General features: G+C 32.2%; 20 protein-coding genes and 1 pseudogene. 3 read left to right on the forward strand and 18 right to left on the reverse strand.

Annotated features, from left to right (window positions below):
• Positions 1-4: 4 nt before the first annotated feature.
• Positions 5-1,627: a BCCT family transporter gene (locus ACXQH5_RS07705; RefSeq protein ID WP_000711870.1), complete on the reverse strand. Its 1,623-nt coding sequence runs from the start codon at positions 1,625-1,627 to the stop codon at positions 5-7.
• Between the two features lie 131 nt (positions 1,628-1,758).
• Here ACXQH5_RS07705 and ACXQH5_RS07710 point away from each other — a divergent pair, with 131 nt between their 5' ends.
• Positions 1,759-1,920, forward strand: a complete 162-nt coding sequence (locus ACXQH5_RS07710) for a hypothetical protein (RefSeq protein ID WP_001791976.1) — start codon at positions 1,759-1,761, stop codon at positions 1,918-1,920.
• 15 nt (positions 1,921-1,935) lie between these two features.
• On the opposite strand, the gene ACXQH5_RS07715 is transcribed toward ACXQH5_RS07710, so the two are convergent.
• From ACXQH5_RS07715 to ACXQH5_RS07740, 6 genes are all read right to left on the reverse strand, one after another.
• Positions 1,936-2,046 (reverse strand): hypothetical protein, encoded by a 111-nt coding sequence (locus ACXQH5_RS07715; protein ID WP_031874613.1) that lies wholly within the window; start codon positions 2,044-2,046, stop codon positions 1,936-1,938.
• A gap of 99 nt (positions 2,047-2,145) precedes the next feature.
• Complete coding sequence (gene nrdG, locus ACXQH5_RS07720; protein WP_000173331.1) at positions 2,146-2,682, reverse strand: anaerobic ribonucleoside-triphosphate reductase activating protein; 537 nt, start codon at positions 2,680-2,682, stop codon at positions 2,146-2,148.
• On the reverse strand, positions 2,679-4,529 hold the full coding sequence (nrdD, locus tag ACXQH5_RS07725) for an anaerobic ribonucleoside-triphosphate reductase (RefSeq protein ID WP_001071714.1): 1,851 nt from the start codon (positions 4,527-4,529) through the stop codon (positions 2,679-2,681). The genes nrdG and nrdD overlap by 4 nt, the downstream gene beginning before the upstream one ends.
• 247 nt (positions 4,530-4,776) lie before the next feature.
• Positions 4,777-6,147 (reverse strand): CitMHS family transporter, encoded by a 1,371-nt coding sequence (locus ACXQH5_RS07730; RefSeq protein ID WP_000093368.1) that lies wholly within the window; start codon positions 6,145-6,147, stop codon positions 4,777-4,779.
• Positions 6,148-6,622: 475 nt separating this feature from the next.
• A complete protein-coding gene (locus ACXQH5_RS07735; RefSeq protein ID WP_001057044.1) occupies positions 6,623-7,228 on the reverse strand; it encodes an NAD(P)-binding protein in 606 nt (201 codons plus the stop codon).
• Positions 7,229-7,290: 62 nt separating this feature from the next.
• Positions 7,291-9,171, reverse strand: a complete 1,881-nt coding sequence (locus ACXQH5_RS07740) for an assimilatory sulfite reductase (NADPH) flavoprotein subunit (RefSeq protein ID WP_000775146.1) — start codon at positions 9,169-9,171, stop codon at positions 7,291-7,293.
• Positions 9,172-9,365: 194 nt separating this feature from the next.
• On the opposite strand from ACXQH5_RS07740, the gene ACXQH5_RS07745 reads away from it, so the two are divergent.
• Positions 9,366-9,458 carry a hypothetical protein gene (locus ACXQH5_RS07745; RefSeq protein ID WP_010956583.1) on the forward strand — a complete coding sequence of 31 codons (93 nt, stop codon included), beginning with the start codon at positions 9,366-9,368 and terminating at the stop codon, positions 9,456-9,458.
• A gap of 107 nt (positions 9,459-9,565) precedes the next feature.
• Here the strand turns inward: ACXQH5_RS07745 and ACXQH5_RS07750 are convergent, their stop codons facing one another.
• The 8 genes and pseudogenes from ACXQH5_RS07750 to ACXQH5_RS07785 all read right to left on the reverse strand — a co-directional run bounded on the left by ACXQH5_RS07750 (position 9,566) and on the right by ACXQH5_RS07785 (position 16,147).
• On the reverse strand, positions 9,566-10,063 hold the full coding sequence (locus tag ACXQH5_RS07750) for a glutathione peroxidase (protein ID WP_001065268.1): 498 nt from the start codon (positions 10,061-10,063) through the stop codon (positions 9,566-9,568).
• 9 nt (positions 10,064-10,072) lie between these two features.
• Positions 10,073-10,333, reverse strand: coding sequence for a hypothetical protein (locus ACXQH5_RS07755; protein WP_011382405.1), 261 nt, complete (start codon positions 10,331-10,333; stop codon positions 10,073-10,075).
• A gap of 381 nt (positions 10,334-10,714) precedes the next feature.
• Positions 10,715-10,828: a hypothetical protein gene (locus ACXQH5_RS07760; RefSeq protein ID WP_078065157.1), complete on the reverse strand. Its 114-nt coding sequence runs from the start codon at positions 10,826-10,828 to the stop codon at positions 10,715-10,717.
• Positions 10,829-11,496: 668 nt separating this feature from the next.
• Positions 11,497-13,498: pseudogene (locus ACXQH5_RS07765) on the reverse strand (FtsX-like permease family protein).
• Positions 13,495-14,250 carry an ABC transporter ATP-binding protein gene (locus ACXQH5_RS07770; protein WP_000923775.1) on the reverse strand — a complete coding sequence of 252 codons (756 nt, stop codon included), beginning with the start codon at positions 14,248-14,250 and terminating at the stop codon, positions 13,495-13,497. The pseudogene ACXQH5_RS07765 and the gene ACXQH5_RS07770 overlap by 4 nt, the downstream one beginning before the upstream one ends.
• 107 nt (positions 14,251-14,357) lie before the next feature.
• Positions 14,358-15,245: a nisin susceptibility-associated two-component system sensor histidine kinase NsaS gene (gene nsaS, locus ACXQH5_RS07775; protein WP_000143422.1), complete on the reverse strand. Its 888-nt coding sequence runs from the start codon at positions 15,243-15,245 to the stop codon at positions 14,358-14,360.
• 10 nt (positions 15,246-15,255) lie between these two features.
• Positions 15,256-15,921, reverse strand: coding sequence for a nisin susceptibility-associated two-component system response regulator NsaR (nsaR, locus tag ACXQH5_RS07780; RefSeq protein ID WP_000697884.1), 666 nt, complete (start codon positions 15,919-15,921; stop codon positions 15,256-15,258).
• A 25-nt stretch (positions 15,922-15,946) separates the two neighbouring features.
• The gene (locus ACXQH5_RS07785; RefSeq protein WP_000604725.1) at positions 15,947-16,147 is read right to left on the reverse strand and encodes a hypothetical protein; all 201 of its coding nucleotides are present in this window, start codon (positions 16,145-16,147) and stop codon (positions 15,947-15,949) included.
• A gap of 197 nt (positions 16,148-16,344) precedes the next feature.
• Here ACXQH5_RS07785 and ACXQH5_RS07790 point away from each other — a divergent pair, with 197 nt between their 5' ends.
• A complete protein-coding gene (locus tag ACXQH5_RS07790) occupies positions 16,345-17,769 on the forward strand; it encodes an alkaline phosphatase (protein WP_000953738.1) in 1,425 nt (474 codons plus the stop codon).
• 59 nt (positions 17,770-17,828) lie between these two features.
• Here ACXQH5_RS07790 and ACXQH5_RS07795 read toward each other — a convergent pair whose 3' ends face one another.
• From ACXQH5_RS07795 to ACXQH5_RS07805, 3 genes are all read right to left on the reverse strand, one after another.
• Positions 17,829-17,930 (reverse strand): SE2200 family small protein, encoded by a 102-nt coding sequence (locus ACXQH5_RS07795; RefSeq protein ID WP_000731972.1) that lies wholly within the window; start codon positions 17,928-17,930, stop codon positions 17,829-17,831.
• A gap of 121 nt (positions 17,931-18,051) precedes the next feature.
• Positions 18,052-18,507, reverse strand: coding sequence for a MarR family winged helix-turn-helix transcriptional regulator (locus ACXQH5_RS07800; protein ID WP_000106183.1), 456 nt, complete (start codon positions 18,505-18,507; stop codon positions 18,052-18,054).
• 244 nt (positions 18,508-18,751) lie between these two features.
• Positions 18,752-19,513: an alpha/beta hydrolase gene (locus ACXQH5_RS07805; protein ID WP_000323448.1), complete on the reverse strand. Its 762-nt coding sequence runs from the start codon at positions 19,511-19,513 to the stop codon at positions 18,752-18,754.
• Between the last annotated feature and the right edge of the window lie 101 nt (positions 19,514-19,614).

Below are 19,614 nucleotides of genomic sequence, written 5' to 3' on the forward strand. Positions count from 1 at the left end.
TGAATTATAAATTATCGTCTTGTTCTTCTTCTGATACTTGAACGATTCGCAATGAACGACGTTCAACTTCTTTTAATTTTTCAGCACGCGTTTCAAGTTTAATTCTATCGCGTCCTAAAATGATTAAAAATGATATCATCATGAAAATAAAAATAACAATTAATGGCACACTTGCCAGTATTGAAGCAGTTTTCAATACTTCTAATGCACGTTCGCCACCAACTAGCATCAATGAAAATGGCAATAAGCACAATGCAAATGCCCAGAATAAACGATTGGCACGTAATGGTTCGCCTACCACTTTTTTCTGAGATGCTGCCGCTAAAATATATGAACCCGAATCAAATGTTGTTGCTAAGAATAAGAAAGCAGATACTAAGAATAGTACAATCATCAATGATGGGAATGGTAAATGATGCACCACTTCAATAATGGTTGCCTCTGTACCATGTGTATTTAAATATTGTGTTACATTAAACTGTCCAGAAATTTGTAAATATACAGCATAGTTACCAAAAATACCAAAGAATAATACACATCCAAGCGTTCCATAAATAATTGTTCCTAGCACAACTTCTTTAAGGCGTCGACCTTTTGAAATTCTAGCGATAAATAAACCGATAAATGGCGCATATACTAACCACCATGACCAGTAGAATATTGTCCAGTCTTGTGGGAAATTCGTTTCTTTTCGACCTTTAATACCACCGAACGGTTCTAACCATGTTGCCATATGGAAAAAATCTCTCAACATATTTCCGAACCCTGTCACTGTCGTTTCCATAATAAAAACAGTCGGTCCAATAATAAATATAAAGGCTAAAAGTACAAATGATAGCCAAACGTTGATATCACTTAACTTTTGAATACCTTTTTTCAATCCTGTATACGAACTAATGGCAAATATAACCGTGATTGTTAATAAAATGGCCGAACGTAATATCATATTTTTACCATCTAAACCAGTTAATCTTTCTATGCCTGCAGAAATTAATGGCACACCTAACGCTAGTGATGTTGCCGCACCACCTAGCAATCCAAAGATAAATAAGATATCTACAACTTTACCTACAAATTTATCTGTTTGACCTTTTAAAATCGGACGACAAGCTTGACTAATTTTATATACCGGTTGTTTTTTAACAAACACTAAATAACCAATTGGTAATGCTGGTAAAACGTAAATAGCCCAAGCAATTGGTCCCCAGTGGAACATACCATATTGCGTCGCATATTGGAGTGCTTCATCACTCATACTTTTCGCGCCATTTGGTGGAACTTGATAGTAAAAAGCCCATTCAATAACGCCCCAGTATAAAATATCAGAGCCTATGCCTGCACAAAACAGCATTGCCGCCCATGTAAATGTATTAAATTCTGGTTTATCACTTGCTTTACCAAGTGTGACATTACCATATTTACCAAATGCGATATACATTACAAAGCAAAAAATCGCCAGCCCCATAAATAAATATATCGAACCAATTGAATCAGAAATGGCACTATTAATACCAGTGATGATATCTTCACTTGCTTTTGGAAAAGCCATCATAGGTATAACTGCAAAAAGAAGTACAGCTACTGTCCCTATAAAGGTCGTCCAGTCCATAACTTTCTCTTTTTTCAATTGTGCTCCCCCTAATTATTAATTTTATGAATCCTGTTTCGATTTATCTCAAAATGTAATAATTATATTGATTCACAAAATTGACAATAACTAATATTTAATAATAATGCAAATTTCATACAATTTGAAACTTGGCAATTATTGAATATTTATATAATTTTTCTCGTAATAAACAAAACTTTAATAGCGCTAAAACAGCTGTGTTAAGTTATGATTTAACGAATTTAACAAATTTTACTAGGACGGCATTTAAGAATATTTATACGTTTTTAACGAATATTTATTTATTGTAAAACGCTACCAAAAAGTTAGACTTCCTTCCCACTAAAGTCCCACTTTTCACTTTCAACTTTTTTAAAAAACGGATATGCAACTTTTAGTATTAGTATCAAAATGATTGTTAGGTCATATTCTATCAATATATTTTTCTAAAGAATTGCTTTTATTAACTTTCAATTATGTACCTAACATAAAAAGAAGCCAAGGCAACGGATGTTACCTTGACTTCTAATACATTTTCAACTAACAATATATTCAATCATACGCGCATGCGAGAGTGATTGTTGTACATCTATAATTCGTTGATTTAAAGAACCTTTATATGGTAAATCAGGTTTGAATAAGTGTTGTATAAATAGCCCATCTACTAAAACGTCAATGTATGATAATAACTCTCGACGTTCTGTACAATCATTTGCTAAATATTCATATAAAAATCCAGTCCATACCCAAATTGTCTTTGTATTTCCAAAACGTGCTCGAAATGCTTTGACAAGATTTAATGTAATATCCAAATTACAAAATGGTTCGCCACCTAATAGACTTAGCCCAGATATATAATCATGATCGCAATCATCTAATATTTCTGCTAATATTTCATCAGTGTATTTCTCGCCATATCTGAACTTTTGTGAGGCTTTGTTGTAACATCCAACACAATTAAATGGACATCCAGATACATAAACACTGCATCTTACTCCTTCACCGTCAACAAAGCTATTTGATTCTATTTTAGCAATATAACCTTGTCCTTGTTTAATGTCTAAAAGTGTCATTCTTTAGGCGCTTTCATATGTTTTACTCGTGCGCAAATTTCTTTATGACGGCCTTTAATTACTGGACGTTGAACTGGATTGCCTAAGTAACCACATGTTCGTTTAACGACATCAACTGTTTTAGGATTATCATTGCCACAGTTCGGGCATTTAAATCCTTTTTCAGTTGCTTCAAAATCTCCATCGTAATCACATTCATAACAATGATCAATCGGAATATTTGTACCTAAGTAACCAACTTTGTCATAAGAGTAGTCCCATACCGCTTCTAGTGCTTTCAAATTGTGTTGCAATTTCGGATACTCACAATAGTGAATGAAACCACCACTCGCATAATAAGGATAATCTTTTTCAAAATCTAACTTTTCAAAAGGTGTAACATCTTTACGTACATCATAATGGAAAGAGTTTTGATAATATCCTTTATCTGTAATGTCTTTAATATCTCCAAATCTCTCTTGGTCTAAACGACAAAAACGATCCGTTAGCGATTCACTCGGCGTACTGTAAATACTGAACCAAATGTCATATAATTCTGTCCATTTCATTTGATAACGTTTCATTTCTTTAAGAATTTCAAGCGTAAATGCTTTTGCTTCTTGAGATGTTTCCCAGTCTGGACCATAGAAAACAGTAGCTGTTTCGTATAACCCAATATAGCCCATTGAAATCGTTGCACGTTTGTTTTTAAATAACTCAGCAACATCATCTGTTTCTTTTAATTTATAGTTAAAAGCGCCACTTTTATATAAAATTGGTGCGTTATTCGGTACAGCATCTTTCAAACGATTTATACGATAAAGTAATGCATCATGTAACACATCGATACGTTCATAAAAGATTTCCCAGAATTTCGTCATATTACCGGCAGATTCTAATGCCATTCTAGGTAAATTAAGTGTAACAACACCAAGATTACAACGACCATTATTTTCAAAATGACCTTCCGCATCTTTCCAACTTGGTAAAAATGAACGACAACCCATTGGTGCTTTGAAATCACCTAATATTTCTACGAGTTTGTCATAATTTAAAATATCTGGATACATACGTTTCGTTGAACACTTTAATGCTAGTTGTTTAATGTCATAGTTCGGATCTTGCGGACTAAAGTTGGTTCCTTTTTTTATTGAAAATACAAGTTTTGGGAAAATCGCTGTCGTGCGGTCTTTTCCTAAGCCTTTGATACGAGTATTTAAGATAGCTTGTTGAATTTTGCGACTTAAATGATCTGTGCCTAAGCCGAATCCTAATGTTACAAAAGGTGTCTGTCCATTAGATGTATATAAGGTATTAATTTCATATTCTAAACTTTCAATCGCATCATTGATGTCTTTAGTGACTTGTTGATCAACATAACGATCAATTTCAGATTCTTTGACAAATTGCTTTGCGATATTTCTATGTTGTTCTTCATTATGTCGTGCATATGTACTAAGTAATTCGTCAACGCGGTCAACCGTACAGCCACCATATTGACTGCTAGAAACATTGGCTATAATTTGTACAAGCTGCGCTGATGCAGTTTGTATTGATTTTGGTGAAGTTACATTCGCGTTGCCTATTTCAAATCCATTATGTAGCATATTTTTAGCATCTATTAAACAACAGTTTGTTAACGGTTGGAATGGATGATAATCTAAGTCGTGAAAATGTATGTCCCCTCTTTGATGTGCATCTGCAACGTGCTTTGGTAATAAATGATTTAATGCGTAAGATTTAGAAACGATACCTGCTGTTAAATCTCTCATTGTTGAAAATGTATCACTATCTTTGTTGGCATTTTCGTTAACAATAGCAGGATCTTTAGAAATCAAACCCGTTAATGCTTCTTCGATTTGATTCATTTTACCCCTTCTTCCTATATATTGTGTCTACCCATTACGTTATACCACTATATATAGTATTTTCAAATTTTTATTAGTCTGTTAACTAAAACGTCACAAAGTTATTAACATTTAGTGAAATTCATATTTCCACACAATTATTTCATTAATTTTTAAAATTGTTTAAAGATTCGTCCGTCATTTCGACATGTTTATGCAACTATTATTTCATTTTGTAACGGGACCATAGTTTCTATTTTTTTCATACTTAAATCGTCACAATACCCATCAACATTGCAATTACTAACATAACGATGGCGAATCCCCAAATCCAAAAGAATGCATACTTAATATACGTGCCCATATTTGCCTCTGCTAAACCAATTGCCAACCATAAGGCTGGTGAAAATGGGCTGACAAATGTACCTATAATATTCCCTATGACCATTGAATAAGCTGTTGATACAGACGGTACACCAAATTGCCCTGCTGTTTGTTCGACGATCGGTAACACAGCAAAATAATAAGCGTCTGTGCTAGTTAGTAAATCTAATGGTACGCCAAGTAAACCTACAATAATATGCAAGTATGGTCCTACTTCTGCAGGAATCACTTTGATTAAATTCGTCGCAATCGCTTTAAGCATACCGGTTTCATTTAGTACACCTAAAAACATACCTGCTGCAATAATCACTGCAGCCATCATTAATGCATTCGGCGCATGCGCTCTTAATCGCTCCATTTGTTCATCCACTGATTTAAAATTAATAACAAGCGCCAACGAGACACCTATCATGAATGCAAATTCAGGTGGCGCAATATTTATTAACATCGCTAGAATAACAGCTAAAGTTAAAGCTGTATTCACCCATTTTATCCATGGTTTTGTTCGTGCACGTCCTTTTACAGGAAACCTTACATCTTGATCTCGTTCATATACTTCAACTAATTTATGTACATCTATATCTTGTGTTTGAGGTAATTCATTGCTAGCAATTGCTTTTTTGATACGTTTTTGTTCTTTAAATCCAAGATATACCGCAAACAACATAACAAGAATGAATCCTATTATTTGAATAGGAATTAATCCATACCATAATTCATTGACACTTTTGGCTTTTAACACTGCAGCTACACGTGCCATTGGACCTCCCCAAGGTACCATGTTCATAATCGCAGCACTTAATGCTAATAGTAAAATCAATAAATATTTATTCATATTTAACGCTTTATATAAAGGTAATAATGCAGGAATAGAAAGCAAAAATGTTACCGCACCGGCACCATCTAATTGGGCTATTGTGCCAATTAAAGCTGTCATTGCACAGACAATAACGACATTGCCTCGTGTCATTAATATTAAGCGTTTGACAAGCGGCTTGAATAAACCACTATCGTTCATGATGCCAAAGAAAATAATGGCAAAGATAAACATAATAACAACGTTGATGACTTGATCTAACCCTTTAGCAAAAAATCCAACCAAATCTGTCACACTATATCCTAAAATCATTGCCCCTAAGCAAGGTATGATTGTCATACCTACAACAGGATTTATTTTTTTGGCAATGAGTAAACCTACAATTGAAATAATAATAATGAGCCCCATTACTGTTAACCATAAATTATCACTACTCATATTATTTTCTCCCTCCATTAAATATAAAATTCACATAATCCCCCTCTTTAACTTAAATATTATAATTAATATAATTTTTTATATTTAAGTTATCTCATTTTATCAAAAAAATCTTTTTTGCGTAATAGTTAATTCGGATATCTAATTTTTATGCAGTGTCTCTAATGACTATTTGAATCCAATTGACTAATTTGAATCTTTTCATAAGTATCATTTTTAATAGCAATGGTTGAATTCTCGGTTCTATTACACAAAAAAACTGGCTAAAATTAGCTATTATTCATAGCAACTTCAACCAGTTTTTCTAATAACCTATATATTTATTAAGATTTTTCAAATCGTCTATTTCTCTATGTTAGAAATCATCTTACATATGTTTATCATCTTCGCTTAGAAATTATTAGTGTGCATCCCATCTTCATTTACAAACAGACATGTTATTACTTCAAGACTGCCTTTAGACGGCACACAGTTATTATTTTTTATCTAACCATGCCAAAAATTGAGCTTGTTTAGTATCGTTTAAAAATTCTTTCGTCACTATTTGTGATAACAATTGCTGCTTTTCGCTGTGATTCATATCAAGTACTTTTATTTTCTGTCGGCAAGTATATAAAAAGTCGATATACGAACTGTATGATGGTGGATATAACGCCTCAAGCTCTGCCATAATTGATTTTGTCAACTTAGGACTCGCACCATCAGTTGATACACTGATAGTTAGCTTGTCGCGGTGTAGTGCACTTGGAAATACAACATTGCCATTTGATGCATCTCCAACATTATTAAAAAGGGCATGCTCAGGTAAGGCTTGTTTTACCGCTTCATTGACACGTGGCTCATTGGTTGCTGCAATGACTAGATACGCGTCTACAATATCGCTTGGTTCAAATTCTTTTTCTTTCCATATGACGACACCTTTATCTACCATATTTTGAAGTTTTTCAGTGATTTCAGGACTGATAACCATTATATGTTCAATATATTGACTTAATGTTTGTGCCCGACGACTTGCAACGACGCCTCCACCAACTATGATGACATTTTTATTTGTTAAATCTATCATTAATGGCATATTCATGTTGAGCAACATCCTTTATATAATTTTACATCATTACACCTTAAAATATTTAACACCAATCGCTAATAAACATCACGTTGATAGCGTTGTTGTTGTTTCATTTGTCGCAATAATAACTCTGCTTCTTCTTGAGAAATATGACGTTCTTTTACCAATACATCTTTAATGGCTTGATGGACATCTTTCGCCATACATTTTTCATCGCCACAAATATAGATTGCTGCGCCTTGCTCAATCCATTCATTGAAACGTTCACTTTCTTCCATTATACGATGCTGTACATATTCTTTATGTTCTTGGTCTCTTGAAAATGCTAAATCTACGCGTGTTAAGTTTCCATTTTCAAGCCATTCTTCTATTTCTTCTTCATATAAAAAGTCAGAACTACGGTGTTGATCACCAAAGAACAACCATGTTTTTCCAGTCATACCAAGTTCTTCACGTTCTTGTAAATATGCTCTAAAAGGAGCAATTCCAGTACCTGGTCCAATCATAATAACCGGTATATCTTGCTTCATCGGAAATTTGAAGTTCGGATTTTTCTTCAAATAAATTGGTACTATATCGCCTGGTTTAATACGCTCAGCAAAATGAACCGAGCATACACCTTTTCTCTCACGTCCATGTGCTTGATAACGAACCGTACCAACGGTAATATGCACTTCATCTGGCGTTGCCATAAAACTACTAGAAATCGAATACTCTCTTGGTGGTAATTTTCTAAGGATTTGATACATATTCTCAGGCTGTAATTCTATAGTTGGAAAATCTGTTATTAAATCTATAAAGTCCCGATTTATAACATATTCACGCGCCCATGACTCATCTTGAATACGTTCAGATAATTCTTCATTGTCAAAATAGATATCTGCATTTTTCAATAATGGCAATGTTAATTTAGTAAATTCAAAATGTGATGTTAGTGCTTCAACAATAGGAACTGTATCACCATGATCATTAATTGGCACCGGAGATTGTGGATCCCAACCTAACATGGATATTAGTTTTTCAACCAATTCAGGGTCGTTTTGCGGTAATGCTACTATACAATCTCCTGGTTCATATGATTCACTAAAATCATCAAGTAAAAATTCTATATGTCGTGTTTCTTTATTTGAATCGGTACCATTTAAATTGATATTCGCTAATACTTCTGCTTGGTATGGATTCGATTTGGAATATTTCTTTTCTTTGGCAGACTTAATTGATTCACTTATCACCGATTCACTTTGAATACCTTCTGATGTGGTATCAATAATATTAATGATGTCTGCCATCCACTTTTCTGCGTCTTCTTCATAATCAATATCACAATCTACACGCTTACATATACGCTCAGCGCCTAGATTTTCTAGTAAAGCATCTACATCTTTACCTGCTTGACAGAAAAATTCATATGTTTGATCACCTAAAGCTAGTACTGAATATCTCACATGATTTAAATTAGGTGCGTTATCGTCTTCTAAAAATTCAAAGAAATCCCATGCATTATCAGGCGGTTCTCCTTCACCATGAGTAGACGTAATAATAAATAAATCTTCTAACTGTGCGATGTTTGTCGTATCATATTCATCCATTGACATCAAAACAACTTGATGTCCGATATCACTTAAACGTTCTGAAAAAATTTCAGCTAAACGCATGGCATTACCTGATTCAGAACCATATAGCACTGTGACATGCCGCTGATTAGCTTCGATATGTGGCTCTTTATTTTGTAACATATACGTTGTTGAAGTTGCTTGTTCTTCTGATATTTGTGATTGTTGCCACACTTCTGTCTCTAATTGTTGTTGATTACTATCACTTGTCGTATCGTTACTATTAGCTAGTAAAAAACCACTAAGCCACTGTTGTTGGCTCTCTGTTAATGTTTGCAGCAGATTGTTAATCTCTGTGACTTGTTTTTCTGTAAATGGACTATTAGATGTATTTAATTTCAAATATTTTCACCTCAATAAACTTGAAATAGATGATTGACTCATTTTTTATCGATAGTTCAGTCAATTTTTTAATATGTATGGTATAAATTAAAACAAACTTGAGTTGTGTCTGATAGTTATACTTACAAATATTTACAACCTTCATGTTGCTTGAATGACATTATCAGTAATTCAGACAAAACTTTGATTATGTCGTGTCAGTTATTAATGCATACAGTAATGCATCGTTGTTATTTTTTATTTATTTACTATTTATTATGTACCAAATCAGCCTTTCAGTAAAATAGGTCAAATTACTGATTTTCTAAATATAAAATGCCTCCTAATGACATACTATTAGTACATCATTAAGAGGCTCTTGTGTTATTTGCATACTAAGCGCTCAATTTTAAATTTAAGATGAAGATTCTTGCAATAATATTTCTATATTTGTCGATATATCCAATGGATCTTCCATTGGCAAGAATCGATTTACAACATTGCCTTGTCGATCGATTATAAATTTTGTGAAATTCCATTTTATTGGGGACCCAAAGATTCCTGGTTGTTCATTCTTTAAATGCGTAAATAACGGATGTTCATCGTTCCCGTTCACAGATATTTTAGCTAGCACTGGAAATGTAACACCAAATTTCTCACGACTAATTTTCAAGATTTCTTCATTAGAACCTGGTTGTCGATTGTCAAAATTATTATTCGGAAAACTCAACACTACAAACCCACGATCCTTATATTTTTGAAACAAAGTCTCTAGTTTTTTCAATTGTTCGCTATATATACATTCTGTTGCAGTATTAACAACTAAAATCACTTTACCTCTAAATGCTTCTAATTTATAAGTTAAGCCTTTATAATCACTTACTTCGATATCATACACATTTCTATTATTCATAAGACACCCCTACACAGCCTTTTTTATATTGAATATGTTCTTTTTAGAATGTTCTGATAAAATAAGTGCGCGTTTATACCGCGAACACACATTATATAGCGTGATACATTTTTCGAGCACACGATAAATAATGTTCGAGTTTATGTTGTTGCTCAACCTATCCGATTTACCGTCTTTTTTCACCTGTCTTACTTTATTAAAATAATCACATTGTATAGCTGTATTAGTCCAGCTACAATATCTTTCGTTATAACCCCTCATTATAATCATCCTTATTTTCTATTTTTAAAAAGACAATTAGACCGCTCTTTAAACTATAGATTAATACTTAAGTTAAACTCATACATACTGATACCATACGTTAAATCTAACAATTTAAAATTCGTTATAACTATGGATTAAAGAGCTGCCCAACTCATATAATCCTTAAAAACTTCACATGTGATTGTTTATTAAGCCCTCCTTTATCTTATTAAATATCCTTATAACCCTTTTAAAATTAAACTGACACACTCATACATAGTTACACGCGACGATAAACGTCATATTATTGCATATCATTAAAACAAGTCACTTTGTATCGTGTGCGACCGAATACATATTAAATCATCAATAATGATTATTCAATTATTAAAAATAAAAACGAACATTCTATATAGAGTTTCCACTTATTGTTTTTTCAGCATTGTCTTCATTACTTAACATTCGTGTTTGTAAGTAATATTGACCACCAATATTTAGACACTTTATAAGTATGCCAATCATCATTTTTAATCATATTATTTTTCATATTGATATTTCTATTCATATATTTCTGATTGTATATTTAGATATAATCATTTGTTATTGGAAAATATATGAAACAAATTTGACTCATCTTTTTCAATATCTAAATGACACGATGCATGATTTTTGAATTTTGTAATTAATTTACTTTAACTTCCTTTTAAATTAGACTGAATTGTTACAATTTTCAAACATTTTAATGTGTAAATCATTGGCAAAATATACGAATTGCATTTAAATCGTCAATTTACATATATTTTTGCGTAGTAATCAATCGTTATCATTGTTATTTATCGTTACATTAATTCGAGTATCAGTATGTATTTCGGGCTTCGTTTGATAACGACATTTCTTTGTGACATCGCTTCATCAGTGTAACAACAAATACAATGATTTCGTGATGTTAGTTACCCATTTTATGTGTTGCATAAAATATGTTGTTATAAAACATTTTAAATCATTTTATATAAACAAGCTATATATTTTTGATATTTCCAAAATATCACTTGTTATATTAAAAACCGACAAGACATTTTATCTTATCGGTTAAAATTTGTTATTGTTATTTGTAATGTTTTTAGGTTTCTTTTTAATATAATATATTTCAGTGAAAATACATGATTGATTGTGATTTCACTGAAACATGGTTAATTACGTTGTTGATGAATAACTTTAGCATAAATATAGGAAGTTATTTTGTACATCGCCATATATAGAAACGAAATTATAATGACAGTTAGTACGTAACTTGTTAAAAATATATGATGGTTATTAATACCTATCATATTTAGTAACGTATATACAATGTTACTAGAAATTAATGTATGAATCAGTGCTACTGTTATTGGTATTCCGAACAAGAAAGTCATTTGATTTCGTGTTATCTTTGCTATTCTTCCATTATCTAAACCAAGTTTTTTCATAATGTCATAATTGTGCTGATTTGCATAGGCTTCTGAAACTTGTTTATAGTACATCATTAGAAATATTCCAATGACAAGTACAATTGATACTACGCCACCTACAAATATTAGTCCACCTGTCAGACGATCCCAAATCATTAGCATTTCTGATTTAGAATTTATTGACGCATCGTATTTTTTTCGATAGCTTTTGTATTTGTGATGTTGTTAATTTCGTCTTTCCAGATACATTAAAGTTTATCGATATTGTCGACTTCTTTTGTTCATGTGCATAAAATCCTTTTACTTTTTGTAATTGATTGTTATCTTTAACAATTAAAACCATACTATCTTGAATCATCATCAAATTTAACGCATGTGCGTCAAGTTGTTTCACTTTAAAGACTTCATTATTAAGACCGACCTTAGACTGCTTTTTAAAAATAGGTACATTCGTAATCATACCTATACTTTGATTGTCTAAGTGTAATTTGTTTTGGTGATATCGATTATAATCTTGCACAGTAAGTGCTGTGATCATTACTGATTGCTTAGAAAATATCGAGCCTTCATTACCAATGAAGTCTATTGGAATATCATCACTAGCCTGTTTTAACTTGTAATAAGCACGATTCTTTTCTAAAGAAGCTCTAAATAATGTCGTTTCATATACTTTGAAGTCTTTTGCATTAACCGAACCCTGTATATCACGTTTAATATTCTCAATCGTTTGTTGACGTTCTATGTGTGACTTAGAATTGTCGTTAAACGACAAATCATAATCATTCGTAATCAATTTCATAATGGTATGATTCATATCGCGATAGGTTGTTAATGTCATTGTGAGCGTTACAATCAAAAATGTACACAGCAAAGTGATTGTTGCAAGACTGACTGCATTCATTTTAAGACGTACACGCATCCCAACTACCACAAAAAAATACCGTGGATGATAGTAAACTTTTGATGCCTGCTGCAATATACTAATAATTATTTCACTTATACCTACAAAAAATGCATAAGTACCGATAATAACTAATCCTATGACAATCCATATTTTAAAAAAGGCACCAAACGTCGTATCTTGTTGTAATGCAATAAAGTAGCCTAAATATAGTGCTGCGCTTCCTATAACAATTAAAACGTAACGCAACCATCGTGATATGACACTGGAATCGGAACGATGTTGATAAGTTATCGGTCGTTGAAAATTAATACTGAACAAGTTGAATATAAGTAGCATGCCCATTAATACAGCAATGATAATCAAAGTAATAAACATCGCTACAGAGTCAAATGGATAATACCTTAACGTTGCAACTTCAATGCCCATTATTTTCTGTATAAACAAGAAAAATATCGCACCAAGTAAGTATCCGCCGGCAATACTAACGACTGAAATTATTATAAATTGTAAGATAGTTTCCATCACTACAATTAAACGCATACTTTTCTTGGTCATACCCAATGTCATAAAAATGCTAAACTCTTTTCGTCTTTGTGACATCATAAAGTGATTTGCATAGAAAATAAAAATAAAAGTTAAAAGCGCCATAAAAAAATTAGCTATGATAATAAATGGTACTAGGAAGTCATTCTTCTGTTTTATGTAGCTATTTAACCCAATTGACACAAGCGTATATTCAATCATGAATAGTACACTTACCGCTAAAATGAATGGAATGATTACAAGTCGCTGCGTGATAAATTGACGTCGCATTATGTGCCATAACAATCTTAACTTCATATATTGACACTTCCTCCATTCACAAGTGCTAAGCTGTCTGTTATTCGTTGTTGAAAAGCTAATTGACTTTCTTCACCACGATATATTTCATGATATAGACGCCCATCTTTAATAAAAATGACACGCTCTGCATAAGACGCATCGATATTTGAATGAGTTACCATTAAAATTGTCTGTTCCAATTGATGAATCTCTTGAAATAACATCATCAATGCCTTTGATGTTTTTGAATCAAGTGCACCTGTAGGTTCATCGGCTAGTAAAATCGTCGGTTTAGTAACTAATGCACGTGCAATGGCAATGCGTTGCTTCTGACCCCCTGAGATTTCAGAAGGATATTTGTTTAAAAATCCCTCTAAATGTAATTGTACTGTCAACTGATGTACCCTTTGTTCTATATCTTTTCGTTTAGCACCAGCTAAAATTAATGGCATCATTATATTTTCTTTATTCGTCATTGTTGGTAAAAGATTAAAATCTTGAAAAACAAAACCTACCATTTGTTGACGATACAATGCTTTACTTTTATTTTTCATATTATTTAAATGTGTGCCATCCACAATAATGTCACCTTCAGTTAGTCCATCAAAAGAAGCAATTAAATTTAGTAGTGTAGACTTCCCTGACCCAGACTCACCCATAATTGCAACAAATTCACCAGCTCCAACTGATAAATTCATTTGATTAAGTGCTGTCGTAGCATTCAAACCTTTACCATAAACCTTTTTTACATGTTTCACTTCTAGCAACATGGCATGCACCTCATTTCTTTGTTAGTTCTATATTAAAACAAAAAAATACTAATAACATTTAAATTAGTGAAAAAATGTTACTAGTATGCTTACAATATTGAAAGTTTTTATTCATCTGGAAATTGAATCGTAAATGTTGTACCCTCATTTTGTTTAGATACGACTGAAACAGGATGGTTTGTGTGAGTTGAAATTTGTTTTACGATAAATAAACCAATCCCACTTGAGTTACTTTGGCGCTGGCCATTATAACCTGAATAGCCCTTATCAAATATTTTAGGCAAGTCCGCTTCACTAATACCAACACCATTATCTTTTACGTATAATTGATTGGATTGCTCATCAAATTCAATCCATATATCTTTACCTCTCGCATACTTAAGTGCATTATTTATTAATTGTTCTATCATTAAAGAGGTCCATCTAACGTCAGTTAATACTTCGTGATGACAAGGTTCATAATGGATTTTTGTTTTTTGATCAATAAACTGTATTGAATATTTCATAATAATTGGGCGAATGATATTGTTAATCGAAATTTTAGTGACAGAAATATCAGAAGTTTCATTTAATAACTTTAAATAACTAAGTGCTAAACTTGTATAGTTATCAATTTGAATAACCTCTTGACGAACACGATTCACAACATTAGGCTCATCTCTTTCAAGTAACAGTTGTGCTGCAGTAATGGGTGTTTTCATTTGATGTACCCATGTTAAAAAGTAGCTCTCTACATCATTTTTATATTCAATTTGTTCATTTTTAAGCTGATACAACGCATTTTCTAAGTTTTCAATTTGTTGTTGTTGGCTTATAGTTTTTACAAAACTTAAATATTTAATACCTATGAATATGAGTAATAATAATAAAATAACGCCAAGTGCTAGTAAATATGCTTCTAATGGCAAATGATACAGGTAAAACATTAAGCCAAATAAAGCAAAAATAACTATGACTATTGCTATTTCCTGAGTAATACTTTTAAGAAAGGTCATTGCATTCACCCTATACTTTATATCCGACATTTTTCTTTGTAATGATAAAATCATTAACGCCAATAGTATTTAATTTTTTACGCAGGCGCGTCATGTTAACAGCTAATGTGTTATCATCTATGAAGTTTTCTGATTCCCAACATTTTTCAATTAAAGCAGTTCTACTTACATATTTATCTTCATTTTGAAATAATAACTTTAATATTTGTAATTCAGTCAAAGATAGCTGTATGCTTTGTTCTTGATACACGACTTTTGCTTCATCTAATATTAATGTACAACCTTTAACCGTCATCGAATCATTAGCTACTGACAAGTCATAAGTTCGTCTCAATAATGCTTGAATTTTGGCAATCGTTAATGACAAATTAAATGGTTTTTCGATAAAATCATCTCCCCCCATTTGTATTGCCATAATTTGGTCCATATTATCAATACGGGAACTAATAAATATAATTGGCACATTAGATGTTTTTCGGATTTCTTGACACCAATGAAAACCATTTAACGTTGGCAAATTAATATCTAGCAATACAAGCTGAGGTTGATGTTGGTTAAAGATAGACAGTATATCATCAAATTGTTCAACGACAATAACACCGTAATTCCATTTTTTAAGTTCAGATGCTAAACTTTCTGCTATAACAAAATCATCTTCAACAATTAATATTTTCATCTATAATCTTCTTCCTTCAATTGAATTATCCTTTGTCATCTTTTTGTTCTTTAGCCTGCTGCAATGACGGCTCTTGATTTGAACTTTCCGTATCATTTGTATTTTGATTTAGTGTATTTGCTTTTTCTTTCTCGAGTTGCTTTTTCTTCGTACGTTTACGCTCTTCTAAAATAGACAACACTATAAAGAATATGATTAATAATGGAGATAACATTACTAGTATCATTTTTCCACCTCAAATTATATTTAATTCTATATTTTCACACGCTTCTATTCTAACGCTTTCTATAACAAATTGTCATATATATTCATTTTTTGTTATTCTAAATCACTCTGTTTACATATTTTTAACTAAAACTACATAATTGCTCAAAATTCCTCTTTTACACTGAAGACATAGTCATATACTCAGGAGGATGTCTTATGTTATCAGTTAAAAAAGCCACAAAATTTGCAGTTGCTAACCTTATTATCGTGTCAACAGTTTTCAGTTCTGTCACACCTGCAATTGCGCAATCCGATAAAAGTTCTAAAGATGAAAGTTTCGCGGTTGGTAATACTAAAAATCCAAAAAATGTTATCTTTTTAGTTGGCGATGGCATGGGTCCATCATTTAACACAGCTTATCGTTATTATAAAAATGATCCGCATGCTAAAGAAATGACCCCTACTGCTTTTGATTCATATTTAAAAGGCACAAATCGTACATATTCAAATGACCCAAAACAGAATATTACTGATTCTGCAGCTGGCGGAACAGCCTTTAGTTCTGGTCATAAGACATATAATGGTGCCATCGGTGTTGACAGTAACAAGCAGAAAGTAAAGACGGTGCTTGAACGTGCAAAAGAAAAAGGTAAGTCGACTGGTCTTGTTTCAACAGCTGAATTAACAGATGCAACACCAGCAGCATATGCTGCACACGTGACTTCTAGAGATGATAAAAACGAAATCGCTAAACAATTTTATAAAGATAAAATCAACGGAAAGCATAAAGTTGATGTTTTATTAGGCGGTGGCGCTAAATATTTCGGTAAAAGTAATGGCAATTTAGATAAAAAATTCAAAAAAGATGGTTATGATCTTGCCACGAACAGTAAGGAGTTATCAAAATCTGATAAAGATAAAGTTCTTGGTTTGTTTGCAGATAAAAATATGCCACTTGCAATAGATGCTTCTAAAGACGAACCATCATTAGCTGATATGCAACAAAGTGCACTTAATAAGCTTGAGCGTAATAAAAAAGGTTTCTTTTTAATGGTCGAAGGTGCTTCTATAGATAAATCAGCGCATTCCAACGATATTACAGGCGTTATGTCTGAAATGGAAGGTTTTGAAAAAGCATTCGATGACGCCATTCAATATGCTAAGAAGCATAAAGATACACTTGTCGTTGCAACAGCAGATCACTCTACTGGTGGTCTAACAATTGGTAAAGATAAAGGATACGAATGGAATCCTCAACCGATTAAATCGATGAAACACTCTGGATCATATATGACAGAAAAAATGGCTAAAGGTGAAGACCCTGAAAAAGTTATTAATGAAGGTTATGGCTTTGAATTTTCACAAGATGATATGAAAAAGGTTAAAAAAGAGAATAAAAAGCTAAAAAGACTACTTAAAAAAGAAAAAGACGAAAAATCCGCAGAAGTAGAAAAACAAACAAAAGCCTTACAACACGCAATTCAGAAGCCAGTAAATGATAAATCTTATACAGGGTGGACTTCCGATGGACATACAGGCGAGGATGTTAATACCTACGCTTATGGACCTAGATCAGAATCATTTAGTGGTAATATCGAAAATACAGAAAGCGCAAAAATAATATTTGATATATTCAAGTAAAGCATAAAAAAATTCCCGAGCACTACAACAAGGTGTTCGGGAATTTTTTATGGTTTAATTTAGTACTCAATGTTAGGTGCTTGGTTAACACGTTCTTGGTATTTTTTAAATGCGAAGTATAAACCGCCAACTAATGTTAAAATAACTGCTAATTTTTTCATCATTCAAACTCCTTTCTAAGATGTGTTGAAACTGAGTTCAATTAAATTATATGTTTTTATTATACACTTTTTGACATATTTTTTAAATTTAAGAATGCGAAGATTTTTAACATTTCTGATGCTAGCTTTCTTTTTCATCTTTCAAATGCTTAATAAAATCAAAGCCAGGTCGCCCTTTAGCCAATGCTTCCATCACATCATACCAATCCGAACCGACTTGTTGATATATATTTTGCAATAATTCATCTTGCGCCTTGTTCAATTCAGCAATGAGTTGATTGCCTTTATCCGTCGAATATAATTTTTTGACACGTCGATCAGTCTCTAAAATTTTTTCAATAATGAGACCTTGCTCTTTTAATTTTTGAAGTGTTGCATGTGATCCTTGTTTAGAAATTTCTAATATTTCTAGTAATGATTTAATAGTAATACCAGGTAATTTATTGATAAAAAACAAAAAACGATGATGCTGACGACTCATACCATACTTCTCTATAATTTCATCAGCGGTAGTAATAAACGTTTTATATGCAAAATAAAACAACATATGCTCATAATCGTTTTTATTGGTCGACATGATGATGACTCCTTTCAAAGCGTTAACCTCATTATAATAAAATTTATAATGTAAGTCATACAAATGATGATAAAACTATAAGCTAAATCTAAGTTTCACGAGAAACATTTTTGTGTATCAGCAAATTGCGCCAATCATATTAATACAAATTTAATTTAAACACTCAGAAATGTTAGTCGTGCGTAAATAGTTTGTATCACTCACTCTGTGTATTTAATGCAGTCACATATTTTCCAGGAAATAATTAATCATTCACCATCCATGTTATAGCACGCTTAATCGCTTGGTCCCAATATGCATAATCATGATCTCCTGGTCCATCTTCAAATTGATAAGGAACATTTTTGCGTGATAAATAATCGATAAAATCTAAGTTGTCTTGATATAAAAAGTCTTGTTTCCCACACATAATGAGCAATTTTGGAATTTGTTTATCTTCAGCTACAGCTTTGTCTAGCAAGTAATACGGATCATGTTCAGTTCCTTTAACACTTGAAAGATTGCCAATTATGGCTTCTTTTGAAAAATCATTCCACTCTAGATCCATTAAATTTTGCGCTTCAAATACAGCAGATAATGGTACAGCTTTGGCAAATTTATCCCCTTGTGTTAATGCAAATTTAATTGTGCCATATCCTCCCATAGAGTGACCTGCAATAAAATTGTCATCACGCTTTTTGGAAAGTGGAAATATTTGATGAACATAATCATATACTTCCAAAATATAATCATAATAGCTATGACCATATGCCATGTTAGCATATGCGCTATGATCCACATTGGGCATAATCACAGCTAATTTGTGTTCATTCGCATACCTTTCTATGCTTGTATATCTCATATATGTCGTTTCATCACTTGATAATCCATGTAACAACATTAAAGTTTTTAATGGTTTAGCAGTTGTATCGTTATTAAAGAAGCTTTGATCTTCCGGTAAAATGACTGTCAAATTTTGATGCATACCAATTGTTGGTGAATGATAGTTTAATGAAATATAAGCCATACGTCATGACCCCTTTCTAATTCTACTTTATCAACATTTTACGCTTAAACAATTCACTTTAAAATCATTTTCAACAAAAAAACCGAATACAAATGTATTCG

This window comes from Staphylococcus sp. SA22, assembly GCF_054165785.1.

Bases quoted from the DNA above. Each gene is read 5' to 3' on its own strand.
- nrdG (WP_000173331.1), bottom strand. From the start codon at position 2,682: ATGACACTTTTAGACATTAAACAAGGACAAGGTTATATTGCTAAAATA.
- nrdD (WP_001071714.1), bottom strand. From the start codon at position 4,529: ATGAATCAAATCGAAGAAGCATTAACGGGTTTGATTTCTAAAGATCCT.
- ACXQH5_RS07730 (WP_000093368.1), bottom strand. From the start codon at position 6,147: ATGAGTAGTGATAATTTATGGTTAACAGTAATGGGGCTCATTATTATT.
- ACXQH5_RS07735 (WP_001057044.1), bottom strand. From the start codon at position 7,228: ATGAATATGCCATTAATGATAGATTTAACAAATAAAAATGTCATCATA.
- ACXQH5_RS07750 (WP_001065268.1), bottom strand. From the start codon at position 10,063: ATGAATAATAGAAATGTGTATGATATCGAAGTAAGTGATTATAAAGGC.
- ACXQH5_RS07755 (WP_011382405.1), bottom strand. From the start codon at position 10,333: ATGATTATAATGAGGGGTTATAACGAAAGATATTGTAGCTGGACTAAT.
- ACXQH5_RS07760 (WP_078065157.1), bottom strand. From the start codon at position 10,828: ATGATTGGCATACTTATAAAGTGTCTAAATATTGGTGGTCAATATTAC.
- ACXQH5_RS07770 (WP_000923775.1), bottom strand. From the start codon at position 14,250: ATGTTGCTAGAAGTGAAACATGTAAAAAAGGTTTATGGTAAAGGTTTG.
- nsaS (WP_000143422.1), bottom strand. From the start codon at position 15,245: ATGACCTTTCTTAAAAGTATTACTCAGGAAATAGCAATAGTCATAGTT.
- nsaR (WP_000697884.1), bottom strand. From the start codon at position 15,921: ATGAAAATATTAATTGTTGAAGATGATTTTGTTATAGCAGAAAGTTTA.
- ACXQH5_RS07785 (WP_000604725.1), bottom strand. From the start codon at position 16,147: ATGATACTAGTAATGTTATCTCCATTATTAATCATATTCTTTATAGTG.
- ACXQH5_RS07790 (WP_000953738.1), top strand. From the start codon at position 16,345: ATGTTATCAGTTAAAAAAGCCACAAAATTTGCAGTTGCTAACCTTATT.
- ACXQH5_RS07795 (WP_000731972.1), bottom strand. From the start codon at position 17,930: ATGAAAAAATTAGCAGTTATTTTAACATTAGTTGGCGGTTTATACTTC.
- ACXQH5_RS07800 (WP_000106183.1), bottom strand. From the start codon at position 18,507: ATGTCGACCAATAAAAACGATTATGAGCATATGTTGTTTTATTTTGCA.
- ACXQH5_RS07805 (WP_000323448.1), bottom strand. From the start codon at position 19,513: ATGGCTTATATTTCATTAAACTATCATTCACCAACAATTGGTATGCAT.